12 protein-coding genes (1 of these 12 running past the window's edge) are annotated in these 13,662 nt (G+C 61.6%); 5 read left to right on the top strand and 7 right to left on the bottom strand.

Going from position 1 to position 13,662, the window contains the following annotated elements:
* The 4 genes from RL_RS00300 to RL_RS00285 form a co-directional block, all read left to right on the top strand.
* Nucleotides 1–456, top strand: partial view of an ornithine cyclodeaminase family protein gene (locus RL_RS00300; protein WP_011649884.1) — the 3' portion only. 492 nt of this gene lie to the left of the window's left edge; 456 of the gene's 948 nt are visible here — the last part of the coding sequence; its start codon lies off the left edge, out of view; it ends in the stop codon at nt 454–456.
* Nucleotides 453–2,918, top strand: coding sequence for an ATP-dependent helicase HrpB (gene hrpB, locus RL_RS00295; protein WP_011649883.1), 2,466 nt, complete (start codon nt 453–455; stop codon nt 2,916–2,918). Before RL_RS00300 ends, hrpB begins: the two co-directional genes overlap by 4 nt.
* A gap of 22 nt (nt 2,919–2,940) precedes the next feature.
* Nucleotides 2,941–4,269: an ActS/PrrB/RegB family redox-sensitive histidine kinase gene (locus RL_RS00290; RefSeq protein WP_011649882.1), complete on the top strand. Its 1,329-nt coding sequence runs from the start codon at nt 2,941–2,943 to the stop codon at nt 4,267–4,269.
* Between the two features lie 68 nt (nt 4,270–4,337).
* Nucleotides 4,338–4,916, top strand: a complete 579-nt coding sequence (locus tag RL_RS00285; RefSeq protein WP_011649881.1) for an ActR/PrrA/RegA family redox response regulator transcription factor — start codon at nt 4,338–4,340, stop codon at nt 4,914–4,916.
* Between the two features lie 20 nt (nt 4,917–4,936).
* On the opposite strand, the gene RL_RS00280 is transcribed toward RL_RS00285, so the two are convergent.
* Nucleotides 4,937–5,431 (bottom strand): MmcB family DNA repair protein, encoded by a 495-nt coding sequence (locus tag RL_RS00280; protein ID WP_011649880.1) that lies wholly within the window; start codon nt 5,429–5,431, stop codon nt 4,937–4,939.
* Nucleotides 5,432–5,610: 179 nt separating this feature from the next.
* On the opposite strand from RL_RS00280, the gene RL_RS00275 reads away from it, so the two are divergent.
* Nucleotides 5,611–6,294 (top strand): L,D-transpeptidase, encoded by a 684-nt coding sequence (locus RL_RS00275; protein WP_011649879.1) that lies wholly within the window; start codon nt 5,611–5,613, stop codon nt 6,292–6,294.
* Nucleotides 6,295–6,364: 70 nt separating this feature from the next.
* On the opposite strand, the gene RL_RS00270 is transcribed toward RL_RS00275, so the two are convergent.
* The 6 genes from RL_RS00270 to hslV form a co-directional block, all read right to left on the bottom strand.
* Nucleotides 6,365–8,536 carry a malate synthase G gene (locus RL_RS00270; RefSeq protein WP_011649878.1) on the bottom strand — a complete coding sequence of 724 codons (2,172 nt, stop codon included), beginning with the start codon at nt 8,534–8,536 and terminating at the stop codon, nt 6,365–6,367.
* 86 nt (nt 8,537–8,622) lie between these two features.
* Nucleotides 8,623–10,035 carry a cytochrome P450 gene (locus RL_RS00265; protein WP_011649877.1) on the bottom strand — a complete coding sequence of 471 codons (1,413 nt, stop codon included), beginning with the start codon at nt 10,033–10,035 and terminating at the stop codon, nt 8,623–8,625.
* A gap of 48 nt (nt 10,036–10,083) precedes the next feature.
* A complete protein-coding gene (locus tag RL_RS00260; protein WP_011649876.1) occupies nt 10,084–11,031 on the bottom strand; it encodes a DUF1402 family protein in 948 nt (315 codons plus the stop codon).
* A gap of 292 nt (nt 11,032–11,323) precedes the next feature.
* Nucleotides 11,324–12,631, bottom strand: coding sequence for an ATP-dependent protease ATPase subunit HslU (hslU, locus tag RL_RS00255; protein WP_011649875.1), 1,308 nt, complete (start codon nt 12,629–12,631; stop codon nt 11,324–11,326).
* On the bottom strand, nt 12,628–13,140 hold the full coding sequence (locus RL_RS00250; RefSeq protein WP_011649874.1) for a GNAT family N-acetyltransferase: 513 nt from the start codon (nt 13,138–13,140) through the stop codon (nt 12,628–12,630). The genes hslU and RL_RS00250 overlap by 4 nt, the downstream gene beginning before the upstream one ends.
* A complete protein-coding gene (gene hslV, locus RL_RS00245; protein ID WP_011649873.1) occupies nt 13,127–13,654 on the bottom strand; it encodes an ATP-dependent protease subunit HslV in 528 nt (175 codons plus the stop codon). Before hslV ends, RL_RS00250 begins: the two co-directional genes overlap by 14 nt.
* Nucleotides 13,655–13,662: the final 8 nt, after the last annotated feature.

Below are 13,662 nucleotides of genomic sequence, written 5' to 3'. Positions count from 1 at the left end.
AAGATCGCAGCCGAAGCCCGGGCGCTCGGCCTGAATGCCGAGGCGGTCGCGGATGCTGAAGCCGCAGCGCGGACAGCCGATATCATTTCCTGCGCCACGCTTTCCAGCGCGCCGCTGATATCAGGCGAATGGCTGAAGCCCGGCGCCCATCTCGATCTCGTCGGCGCCTTCAAGCCGAGCATGCGCGAAAGCGACGACGCGGCCATCCGCCGTGCCTCCGTCTATGTCGACACCCGCGCCGGCGCCATCGCCGAGGCGGGCGATATCGTCCAGCCGCTGAAAAGCGGCGTGCTGAAGGAAGGCGACATCAGGGCTGAGCTTGCGGAACTCGTCAGCGGCGCCCATGGCGGACGAAGCCATGACGCAGAAATCACGCTGTTCAAGTCAGTGGGTGCGGCGTTGGAGGATCTCGCCGGCGCCATCCTTGCCTATAAGACAGTGACGGGCCAAAAGTGACAATCAGTGCATCCTTGCCGGAGCTTCCGGTTTCACATGTCCTGCCGGTCGTCGCTGCTGCACTGGAAAAGCAAAAACGCGCCGTTCTTTCCGCCCCACCCGGCGCCGGCAAGACGACGCTGGTGCCACTTTACCTGCTTGGCCAGGCCTGGCGCGGCGACGGCAAAATCATCCTGCTGGAGCCACGGCGGCTGGCGGCGCGGGCAGCGGCAAGCCGGATGGCATCGCTCATCGGCGAACAGGTCGGCGAGACGGTCGGCTACCGCATGCGCCTCGACAACAGGATATCGGCAGCGACACGGATCGAGGTGGTGACCGAAGGGGTTTTTGCCCGGATGATCCTCGACGATCCGGAACTGACCGGTGTCTCGGTGGTGATCTTCGACGAGTTCCACGAGCGTTCGCTGGATGCAGACTTCGGACTCGCTCTGGCGCTCGACGTCCAGTCGGCGCTGCGCGAGGATCTGCGCATCCTGGTCATGTCGGCCACCCTCGACGTCGAACGCGTGGCCGCCCTGCTCGACCATCCACCTGTTATCGAAAGCCTGGGGCGCAGCTTTCCGATCGATATCCGTTACCAGGATCGGCCGGGCGGCGAACGCATCGAGGATGCCGTGACGCGAGCGATACTCGATGCCCATGCCAACGAGACCGGCTCGATCCTCGCCTTCCTGCCCGGCCAGGCGGAAATCACCCGGACCGTCGAACGCCTGCAGGGACGATTCGGAGCCGAAACACTGATTGCGCCGCTTTACGGCAATCTCAGCCAGAAGGAGCAGGATGCGGCGATCCGACCGGCATCCCAGGGGATGCGTAAGATCGTGCTTGCGACATCGATCGCCGAAACATCGATCACCATCGACGGTGTCAGGATCGTGATCGACAGCGGGCTGCAGCGTTTGCCGGTGTTCGAGGCGTCGACTGGGATCACGCGGCTGGAGACGGTGCGCGTGTCGCGGGCTTCAGCCGATCAGCGGGCCGGCCGTGCCGGACGAACGGAGCCGGGCACCGCCGTCAGGCTGTGGCACCAGGGACAGACCGCGGCATTGCCGGCCTTCACCCCGCCGCAGATCCTTTCTAGCGACCTCTCGGGGCTGGTGCTCGACCTCGCGCATTGGGGCGTTCAAGATCCGGCATCCCTTGCCTTCGTCGATCAGCCGCCGGAAACGACGCTGAGGGAAGCGCGGGTGCTGCTTGGCCAGCTTGGCGCGCTCGACAAGGACGGAGCGCTGACAGCGCGCGGCAAGGTGATGCGCGATCTCGCTTTGCCGCCGCGGCTTGCCGCCATGGTCGTCTCGGCGGGAGAAGCGGGGCAGGCCCGGGATGCGGCGATGATCGCCGTGCTTCTCACCGAACAGGGGCTTGGCGGAACGAGTGTCGATATCGAGGAGCGGCTGCGACGCTTCAAGGTCGAGCGGGGCGAGAGAGCAGAGGCCTCGCGGCGGCTGGCGGGACGGCTGGCGAGCGGCCTCGACAGGGGTGCCGCAACAGCGCCGGCGCTTGCAGGCCAATTGCTGCTGCATGCGTTCCCGGATCGAATCGCGCTTCAGCGCGGCGGGCGCGGCCGATTCGTGATGGCGAACGGGCGCGGAGCGGAGCTGCCGGAAACCGAGAGGCTGGCCGGCAGCCAGATGCTGGTGATTGCCGACCTGACCGGGCGGGCGGCGCAGGCGCGGGTTCTGGCGGCAGCCGAGGTGACACGCGGCGACATCGAAGCCGAGTTGCCCGGTGAGATCAAAACCGGCGACCAGATATTCTTCGACCGGCAAAGCCGGCAAATCCGGGCGCGGCGGGCAACCCGGCTTGGCGCGATCGTCTTCGAAGAGACGCCCTTGCCGCGCCCTTCCGGGGCAGCCGTCACCCAGGCGCTGGTGGAAGGGGTGCGCGAGCTCGGGCTCGATCAGCTTTCCTTCTCGAAGGAGGCGGTGCAGTTGCGCGAGCGGATCGGATTTCTGCACAGGACGATCGGAGAGCCCTGGCCCGATGTCAGCGATGATGCCCTGCTTTCCCGGCTCGACGAGTGGTTCGCACCCTTCCAGACGGAGGCCCGCGGCCTTTCGGAGATTTCCGCAGCCGGGCTTTCGAACGGACTGATGTCGCTGGTACCGCACGAATTGCAACGCGACCTTAGCCGGCTTGCGCCGACCCATTTCGAAGCGCCGACCGGCCAAAGGCATCCGATCCAATATGAGGGCGAGGAACCGGTTCTGACGATCCGCGTGCAGGAGCTGTTTGGACTGAAGCAGCATCCGGCCATTGCCGGTGGCCGCCTGCCGCTGCTGCTCGAGCTCACCTCGCCGGCGCATCGGCCGATCCAGACGACACGCGACCTGCCGGGCTTCTGGGCCGGCTCTTGGAAGGATGTGCGTGCCGATATGCGCGGGCGTTATCCCCGGCATCCCTGGCCGGAGCGGCCGGAGGATGCGTTGCCAACGACACGGGCAAAACCGCGTGGTACATGAGGCCATTCAAGGAGCCCCCGGCATGATCGACAAGCCTGGTATGATCGACAAGACCGAAGGCTATACGCTGGAGGACCGGCACAACAGCCGCAGGCTGCGCCTGCAGACACTGGTGCGGCTGCGCTGGCTTGCCGTCGGCGGACAGGCGCTGACGGTTTTCATTGTTGCCTTCTGGCTGAAATTTCCCTTACCGCTGGTTGCCAGTTCTTCGCTGATCGCCGCCCTTGCCTGGGTGAATTTCTACCTGACGATTCGTTATCCGCCGACGCATCGGCTGGAACCGCCTGCCGCCTTTGCGCTGCTCGGCTTCGACCTTTTGCAGCTCTGCGCGCTGCTCTTCATCACCGGCGGCCTTGCCAACCCCTTCGCAGCGCTCGTCTGCGTGCCTGTTATCATCTCCTTTGCCTCGCAGCCGATTCGCTACAGCACCGCGCTGATCGGCGTTGCGATGGTCTGCATCACGGTGCTTGCCTTTTCGCCCTTTCCGCTGCCCTGGTTCGACGGCGTCGAGATCAACGTGCACAACGTCATGCAGTTCGGTGTTTGGTGCTCGATCGCCTCGACCATGGCATTCGCCGCTTTCTATGCCTATCGGGTCTCCATGGAAGCGAGCCAGCTTGCCGATGCGCTGGCTGCGACCGAACTGGTGCTGCAGCGGGAAAAGCACCTGTCACAGCTCGACGGGCTGGCGGCGGCGGCCGCCCATGAACTCGGCACACCGCTTGCGACGATCAGCGTCGTCGCCAAGGAAATGGAGCGGGAGCTTAAGGATGACGATCGCTTCCGCGAGGATGTGATGCTGCTGCGCAGCCAGAGCGAACGCTGCCGCGACATCCTGCGGCGGCTGACGACGCTTTCCTCCGAAGGCGAGGCGCATATGCGCCGGCTGCCGCTTTCCTCGATGATCGAGGAGATCGTCGCGCCGCACCGGGAATTCGGCATCAGATTGGAACTCATCGAAAAGTGCCCGCGCAAGGGTGAGCCGGTCACCGACCGCAATGCCGGCATCATGTACGGACTCGGCAATCTGATCGAAAATGCCGTCGATTATGCCCGAGAGAAAGTGATCGTTACCGTCGAGCACGATCACGACAAAGTGCTGATCGTCATCGAGGACGACGGGAACGGTTATGCGCCCGACATTCTGACGCGGATCGGCGAACCGTATGTGACGAAGCGGCAGAAAGAAGATACGGCAGGCGGCCTCGGGCTCGGGCTTTTCATCGCCAAGACGCTGTTGGAGCGCTCCGGCGCATCGCTGATTTTCGAGAACCGCGATCCGGAAAGTGCGGGCGCGCGTATCCGGATCGAATGGCCGCGCATGCTGATCGACGCAAATTCGACAAAATGACTTTGTCGGCATAAACAGGATATAAGCGGTTGACGCAGATCGGGCGTTCAACCGTCGGGACCGAGACGATGACAGAACAGAATCATGACAATTTCGCCGCGTCGGATGAGGACCATATCGGTCCCGACGCCAGCCTGCTGATCGTCGATGACGACGGGCCGTTTCTGCGCCGCCTGGCACGGGCGATGGAGACACGCGGCTTCCAGGTGGAGACGGCCGAATCAGTGGCGGAGGGCGTTGCGAAATCGAGAGGCCGGCCGCCGAAATATGCGGTGGTCGACCTTCGGCTCGGCGACGGCAATGGGCTCGACGTCATCGAGGCGATCCGCCAGCGGCGCGACGACACCAGGATCATCGTGCTGACCGGCTATGGCAATATCGCAACGGCGGTCACGGCCGTGAAGCTCGGCGCCGTCGACTACCTCGCAAAGCCTGCGGATGCCGACGACGTGTTTTCGGCGCTGACGCAGCGGCCAGGCGAAAAGGCCGAGCTTCCCGAAAATCCGATGTCGGCCGACCGAGTGCGCTGGGAGCACATCCAGCGGGTCTATGAAATGTGCGAGCGCAATGTTTCCGAAACGGCGCGCCGGCTCAACATGCACCGGCGAACGCTGCAGCGTATCCTTGCCAAACGCGCGCCGAAATAGACGAGCACGCGCGTTTATAATTAGACGTCGTCCACAGTGAACGGTTTTCCGTTCGCCCATTCGGCCATCATCAGCCTTTGCGCGGCAGCACGCGAGAAGTTGAGCGTGACGGATTTGCGCGTGGCCGGCGCCATGCGGTGTTCCGGCGCCTCGCGAATCATATGGGCGCCATAACCATCCGACAGGAACAGTCCGCATTCCTCGGGAAAGATCTCCAACGGCACATCCTGGTGAGTCGCGAAGAACAGGCGGTCGCAATGCAGCCTGTATTCCGGCCATTTGCGATCCACCCTGAAATCCTCGATCGAGGTCTTGATTTCGATGATCCAGATCTCGCCCTTTTCCGAAAGCGTGATCAGATCGGCGCGGCGACCGCTGGCCAGCGGCAGTTCGGGCAGCACAGCGTGGCGCATTTCATGCAGCAATATCTGCGTTCCGCGCCGCACCATCATGGCCCTGTCCGATTGCCGGCCATCGATTAACGGATTGTTATTGTAAACGCTCAAAATCGTCATGGATAACCATCAGAGGGGCTGGCGTGTTGTTGCAAAAAAACCATGCGCTTCTAATTTGCGCGGCAGACGAATTTGTCGCGCTGCAGTAGCCTTGCAAAGCGCAAGTTAATCGAAAATAAACCATAATCAACGATGGTCGAAAGACCGTTCTCCTTGCCCCAAAACTTCAAGAGTCATCCATGCGCATCCGCAATGCATTCCCTGTATTTGGCCTGCTGGCGACACTCGCTCTGGCCGGTTGCTCGACGACCTCAGACAGCGCATCCGTCGACGACAAGGGCGCAGGCCCGACGGTCCAGACGGCACAGATCTTCAATGACGCCTACGGCCTGACGAAGGATGCCGGATATTCCCTGCCGGCGATCCCGATCGACAGGGTCAAACCGCAATTCCGCCGCCAGGTCGTCAGCTACCAGACCACAGAGCGTCCCGGAACGATCATCGTCAACACGCGCGAGCGCTTCCTCTATTACATCCTGGCCAACGGCAAGGCGATGCGCTACGGCATCGGCGTCGGCAAGCAGGGCTTCGCATGGGCCGGCACCGCCTACGTCGCCTGGAAGCAGGAATGGCCGAACTGGCACCCGCCGAAGGAAATGGCCGTCCGCCGGCCTGATCTCGCCAAATACGTCGAGGACGGCATGGGTCCGGGTCTCAGCAATCCGCTCGGAGCGCGCGCCATGTATCTCTTTAACGAGGACGGCAAGGACACGCTCTTCCGCCTGCACGGCACGCCGGAATGGGCTTCGATCGGCACCGCCGCTTCCTCGGGCTGCATTCGCCTGATGAACCAGGATGTCATCGATCTCTACAGCCGCGTCCGTCCGGGCAAGGGCACGTCCAAGGTCGTCGTCATTCAGTAAGCTAATAATCGAATTCGGTATAAAAAAGGCCGCCGGAACTGTCGTTCCGGCGGCCTTTCCGTGTTCTCCGTCAGGCAGTGTGCTTCGCCTTGAGCTCGAGGCGGCGGCGGTGAAGCACCGGCTCGGTATAACCGTTCGGCTGTTCCCTACCCTTCAGGACGAGATCGAGGGCAGCCTGGAAGGCGATCGAATCGTCGAAATTACCGGCCATCGGCTGATAGGCGGGGTCCGACGCATTCTGCCGGTCGACGACGGCGGCCATGCGCCTCATCGTCTCGATGATCTGAGCTTCGGTGACGACCTTGTGATGCAGCCAGTTCGCCATGTGCTGGGCCGAAATGCGCAGCGTCGCGCGATCTTCCATCAAGCCGACATTGTTGATGTCGGGCACCTTCGAGCAGCCGACGCCCTGATCGACCCAGCGCACGACATAGCCGAGGATGCCCTGGGCATTGTTGTCGAGTTCGCGCTGGATTTCCTCCGGCGTCCAGTTCGGCCGCACCGCAACCGGCACGGAGAGAATATCGGAGAGCTTGGCGCGGGCGCGATCCTTCAGCCCCTGCTGGACGCGAGCGACATTGACCCGGTGATAATGGGTGGCATGCAGGGTTGCGGCCGTCGGCGACGGTACCCAGGCGGTGTTGGCGCCGGCCTTCGGGTGGGCGATCTTCTGTTCGAGCATCGCCGCCATCAGATCCGGCATCGCCCACATGCCCTTGCCGATCTGGGCGTGGCCGGCAAGGCCGCATTCGAGGCCGATGTCGACGTTCCAGTTCTCATAGGCGGAAATCCACGCCGCCTGGCGCATGTCGCCCTTGCGAATCATCGGGCCGGCTTCCATCGAGGTGTGGATCTCGTCGCCGGTGCGATCGAGGAAGCCGGTATTGATGAAGACAACGCGCTCGCGGGCGGCACGGATGCACTCCTTGAGGTTGACGGTCGTGCGGCGCTCCTCATCCATGATGCCCATCTTGATGGTGTTGCGCGGTAGGCCAAGCGCATCTTCGACCCGCGAGAAGATTTCGACGGCGAAGGCTACCTCTTCCGGCCCATGCATCTTCGGCTTGACCACATACATGGAGCCGGTGCGGGAATTCTTCCGCCGGCCGGAGGGGCCGATATCGTAAAGCGCGATCAGGCCGGTGATCGCAGCATCCATGATGCCTTCAGGCACCTCGTTGCCGTCGCGGTCGAGGATCGCCGGGCTGATCATGAGGTGGCCGACATTGCGCACCAGCATCAGCGAGCGGCGATGCACCTCGAAGGCGGCACCATCCGGGCCAGCATATTGCAGATCCGGGTTGAGCGTGCGGATGAAGCTCGTTCCGCCCTTTGCCACCTCTTCCTGCAGGTCGCCCTTCATCAGGCCGAGCCAGTTGCGATAGACGACGACTTTGTCCTCGGCATCGACGGCGGCAATCGAATCCTCGCAGTCCATGATCGTCGTGATTGCCGATTCCAGCCAGACATCGGAAATATGAGCCGGATCGGCTTTCCCGATTGTCGTCGCCGCATCGATGACGATTTCGATGTGAATGCCGTTGTTCTTCAGGAGAATATGCGTCGGAGCGGCGGCATCGCCGCGATAGCCGGCAAAATGCTTGCCGTCCGTCAGCATGGCCTGCTCGCCATCGATCGATCTGACGACCAGCGCTCCATCCTTGACGGCGAAGCTTCCGACGTCCTTCCAGCGGCAGTCCTGCAGCGGCGCTGATGTATCGAGGAAATCGCGCACCCAGGCGATGACCTTCTCGCCGCGCTTCGGATTGTAGCTCTTGCCCTTTTCGGCGCCGTCGCTCTCGGGAATGGCGTCCGTACCGTAGAGCGCATCATAGAGCGAGCCCCAGCGGGCATTGGCGGCGTTCAAGGCGTAACGGGCGTTCATGACGGGAACGACGAGCTGCGGGCCGGCGATCGAGGCGATCTCCGGATCGACATTTTGGGTCGAAACCTGGAAGTCCGATCCCTCAGGCAGGAGATAGCCGATTTCGCGAAGGAAGGACTGGTATTCGTCCATATCCGCCGGGGCGCCATGCCGACGATACCAATCGTCGATCTTCACCTGCAGCTCGTCGCGTTTTGCCAGCAACGCACAATTTTTCGGGGCGAGATCGTGGACGATCGCCGAAAAATCGGCAAAGAACTTGTCCGCATCGACCGCCAGACCCGGCAGCACCTCCTCGACGAGGAAATCATGAAGGACGGTTTCGATGGCAAGACCGTTCTTATCAACGCGGCTCATGCGACATTCTCCCTGGCAACGACTTTTGAATGCTGCCACTTTGCCCGGCTTTCATTCACAGTCAATTCTGCAATAATTCGAAAGATTTATGCCTTCGTGGAAATTATGCGCGGCGTCACACGCATCGGCAGTCCGTTCTTCGGCTGCGTCGTCAGCTTCTGGACCGGCCAAGGATTGGTCTGATCGGTGGAATCGAAGCGATAACGATGCATCAGGACAGCAAGGGCGATCACCGCTTCCTGAAGCGCAAAGGTTGCGCCGATGCAGACACGCGGCCCGGCGCCGAAAGGCAGGAACTGAAAGCGGCCGATAGAGGCGCGATTTTCCGGCAGGAAGCGTTCGGGCATATAGGCGCGCGGCCTGTCCCAGTGAAGTTCGTGGCGATGCAGCGTCCAGGGCATGACGAGCACCGTGACACCGGCCTCAAGCTCGACCCGCTCGCCCTTGGGGCTTGTCCAGAAATCATCTGATATGGCGGCGCGATTGATGGATGGCGCCGGCGGATAAAGGCGCAAGGCCTCCTCGAAGGCGGCGCGCGTCTGCGGCATCATATCCAGCCATTCCACAGGTTTGGCCCCGGTGGCGAGCACCGCGTCGATTTCTTCCTCCATCCCCTCGCGGATATGCGGGCTGTTCGATACGCAATACAGCGTCCAGGCCAATGCCCGGGCTGTGGTTTCATGCCCCGCGCCGATGAAGGTCAGGATATTGTCTTCGATCTCTTCCTTGGTCAGCCCGTCGGGGCCGGCCTGCTCCAGGAGCAGGGTCAGGAAATCCTCGGGCGCGCTGCTGCGGTCTGCCTTCATCTTTGCAAGCCGCATATCCATCGTGTTGCGCACGATGGCTCGGAATTTCTCCAGCACTTTCTGACCGCCGATGCGTGTCACACGTGGAACCCAGGAGGGAGCGCGCATCAGATCCATCGGATCGACGCGACCCATGCGATGCAGGAGTTCATTGACGTCGTCGGCGAAATGGCCGCTCGATGTGACGATTTCGCCTGAAAATAATGTGTCAGCCAGAATCGCGAAGGTCAGCTCGGTCATATCGGTGCTGATATCGAAAATTGCGCCTGCCTCGCCTGCGCCCTCATATTTGCGGGCATAATCTTCGGACTGGCGCAGCATCTGGCCGGCAAAGCCTTGGGCATGGCGGGGCGTGAAAATAGGCGCCACCGCCTTGCGCGATCTTTTCCAGACAGGACCTTCGGCGGTCAGAAGGCCGTCGCGGAGGATCGGACGCAGGACGAGCTGGCGCACATCCGACATGCGGTAATTATTGGCATTGTCGACCAGCACGTGCTTGATCAGTCCGGGATCATTGACGATCAGCGTCCTCTGGCCGAAGAAATTGGTGCGGATCCACGGCAGCGTGTAGGACGGCTCGCCCCAGAGTTCGAGCGGATTGCGCAGGATGATGCGAATGATTTCCAGCCGGCTCGGCGGCACGGTACGCGGCAGCGGTGCTGGCGGGACGAAGGGGTCCGGACGCATGTCCATCGTAAAAGCCTTTCGGGGAAGATCTAGGCCTTCCCGGCAAGCTTGAAGCTAGAGCAGGCCCTTGAGTTCGTCCAGCTTGTCGTTGATCAGCCAACCGTAATAATTCTCTTCCGGCCAGACCGTCGCACCGGCGCCGCGATTCTTCGCAGCAAGTGCTGCGGCGCGCTGGCGCGAATTGCCGACATTATAAAGCGTCGCCGTCAGGCCGGGATTGCCCGAGATATCCATGCCGGCGATCTCCTTGTAATCGTCGATCGACCTGCGGATCGAGGCCGCGACGAAGGCGAGCGAGATATCGGGATCCATGATGGCCCTGTAGACGGCGCCGGCATTCTTCTCGTTCAGCTTCGGATAACCCGACACGCGGGTCACGAGATCGGAGAGCATCAGCGCCGTCAGCGGATTGACCTGGCCGAGGCCGAAGGTCTGGCCGGCATAAAAGGGCTGGAAGAAGACCGCGCTGAAACGGTTGTTAGGAAAGCTCGTACCACCCACCGTCTTGCCGCGGAAATCGGTTTCCCAGACATCTTCGCGGCAGGACCAGAGCGTATAGGAATCGCTCTTGCTCTTGCATTCGGCAAATTGCGGCCGCGCCACAAATTCGTCGACGCTTTCACCATCATAAGCGAAGCGGAAGCTTTCTCCGGCATAGGAGGCAGCCTTGACATAATAGGCCTGCAGCCGGTCGTAGGCGTCGACATTATAAGTGTGTTCGCCGACGATCGCGCCGACGACATGGATGGGATTGATGCCGTAAGCGCTGGAGACCTTGCGGATCTTGCTCATCAGCTCGCGATCGGTCGCCAGAAGCTCGTGAACCTTTTCGTATTTCAGATCGAAGCTGCTCTTGGTGCCCTTGGTGCGCCGGATGGAAGCGCCCGGAATATCGGGCTGCTCGGCATGACGGTTGCCGGCCGGCACCGTCTGCATTGCGAAGGCAGGCGCCGAATTCACCAGGGCAACGGCAATCATAAGGCTTGTCAAAAGGCGTCGCACGATCCGTTATCCCGTCCGTTCCATCGTCCTGTTTGCGATGCGGCTGACTGGACCAAAATCTTGGCCGAATAAAGCCGAAGCGGAAAACAAAACGGGCCTTCACTGCAGCGCCGCGCGTCTTTTCAGACGCGCAAAGGACGCTGTAGAACTTTGAATTGCTGCATAATTTTATCCCTAAATCGATCCCGATTTAGGGAATTATGCAGTAGAAAGTAAAAGGCCCGTTGTCGAGAGTCGCGTTCGTCACAATCCGTCACTCATGCCGGGAAAGGCATGAAGCGGTGCGCCGATATCACAGAATGAAGCGCGAGAGATCGGTATTCTGTGCGAGATCGCCGACATGTTCGCGCACATAGGCGGCATCGATCGTCACGGCCGTCCCGCCCCGATCCGGCGCGTTGTAGGAAATATCGTCCAGCACCCGCTCCATCACCGTCTGCAGACGGCGTGCGCCGATGTTTTCGACGGAGGAGTTCAGATGCACGGCGACATCGGCAAGCGCGTCGATCGCGTCGTCGGTGAATTCGAGGCTCAGGCTTTCCGTTTCCATCAGCGCGCGGTACTGGCGGATGAGGCTTGCTTCCGTCTCGGTCAGGATCCGGCGGAAATCATCCTTGTTCAGCGGACGCAATTCGACGCGGATCGGCAGGCGGCCCTGCAATTCCGGCAGAAGATCCGAGGGCTTGGAGACATGGAAGGCGCCGGAGGCAATGAACAGGATATGGTCCGTCTTGACCGGCCCGTATTTGGTCGAAACCGTCGTGCCTTCGACGAGCGGCAAGAGGTCGCGCTGGACGCCTTCGCGCGAAACGCCGGCGCCCATGCCGCCGTCTCGGGCTGCAATCTTGTCGATTTCGTCAAGGAAGACGATACCGTCATTCTCGGTGGAGCGAACGGCTTCGCGCTGGATCACCTCGTTGTCGATCAGCTTGTCGGATTCGTCGCGGATCAAGTCACTATACGAGGCCTTGACTGTCGTGCGGACCTTCTTGGTGCGGCCGCCCATCGCCTTGCCGAACATTTCCGACAGGTTCAGCACGCCGATATTGGCGCCCGGCATGCCGGGAATTTCGAAGCCACCCATGCCGGAACCGGCATCGGCCACCTCGATATCGATTTCCTTGTCGTCAAGTTCGCCGTCGCGGAGCTTCTTGCGGAAGTTTTCACGCGTGGCAGGCGATGCTGTGGTGCCGACCAGCGCATCGAGAACACGCTCCTCGGCGCTCACATGCGCCTTGGCCTGCACTTCGGCCCGCTTCTTCTCACGCACCAGGCCAATGCCGACCTCGACGAGGTCGCGGATGATCTGCTCGACATCGCGGCCGACATAACCGACTTCGGTGAATTTGGTGGCTTCAACCTTGATGAAGGGCGCACCGGCGAGTTTTGCCAAGCGGCGGGAGATTTCCGTCTTGCCGACACCGGTCGGGCCGATCATCAGGATGTTCTTCGGCATGACTTCGTCTCGCAGGCTCGGGTCGAGCTGCTGGCGGCGCCAGCGGTTGCGCAGCGCAATCGCAACGGCGCGCTTGGCGTCATGCTGGCCGATGATATAGCGATCGAGCTCGGAAACGATCTCGCGAGGGGAAAAAGTGGTCATTGCGTATCATTCTCCTGGCGGTCCAGGGCCATCAACAGTGCCCGGCCGTAATTCGTCGTTGTTTCGCCAAGTCCTTGAAAGCCCGCCTTGGTATAGGCTCTGATTGCGAATGCATTGTCAGGATGCGGATCGACCAGGATCCGCTGCGCGCCCTTTGCAAAGAGCATATTGCAGAACCCTATCATAAAGGCCGGTCCGTGACCCTTGCCTGCCAGTTCCTCGATGCCGATGAACTGGTCGATGCCGTAGGTGCCCTTCGGCTGACCGGCGAGCGCTTCATCGTCCACCTCGTCGAGATCGGCCGCCTGGATAAAGGCGAAGTCCTTTCCACTCAGCGTGACCATGAAGCAAGAGACGGAGGCCGCATCGATATGCTTTTCCATCGAAGCCAGCGCCTTGGCCGGATCGCTCCACCAGCGCCTGACATGCCGGCTTTCCAGCCATTCGGCGAGAAGCGGCAGATCAGCCACAGCAAGCGGCCGGAAGGCATAGGGTTCAGCCTTCGGCATCCAGCAATTCCACCACGACGTTATGGTTCGTGTAGACGCAGATGTCGGCGGCGATATCGAGGGCGCGGCGAGCAATCTCTTCGGCCGATTTGTCGGTATCCATGAGTGCGAGGGCGGCCGCGAGGGCAAAATTGCCGCCGGAACCGATCGCCGTCGTGCCATGCTCCGGCTCCAGAACGTCGCCATTGCCGGTGATCGCCAGCGTGATCGACTTGTCGGCGACGAGCATCATGGCTTCGAGATTGCGCAGGTATTTGTCGGTGCGCCAGTCCTTGGCGAGCTCGACCGCGGCACGCATCAATTGACCGGGATATTGCTCAAGCTTCTTTTCAAGCCTTTCGAGCAGGGTAAAGGCATCGGCAGTGGCGCCGGCGAAACCGGCAACGACTTCGCCCTTGCCGATACGGCGCACCTTGCGGGCATTGCCCTTCATGACGGTCTGGCCGAGGCTCACCTGGCCATCGCCCGCCATCACCACCTTGCCGCCTTTTCGAACTGTAATGATTGTTGTCATAAAACACC

This window comes from Rhizobium johnstonii 3841 (genome assembly GCF_000009265.1).
GTDB lineage: Bacteria > Pseudomonadota > Alphaproteobacteria > Rhizobiales > Rhizobiaceae > Rhizobium > Rhizobium acaciae.
Note: the sequence above shows the minus strand (reverse complement) of the source record. Positions and strands in the feature narration are given on the sequence as shown.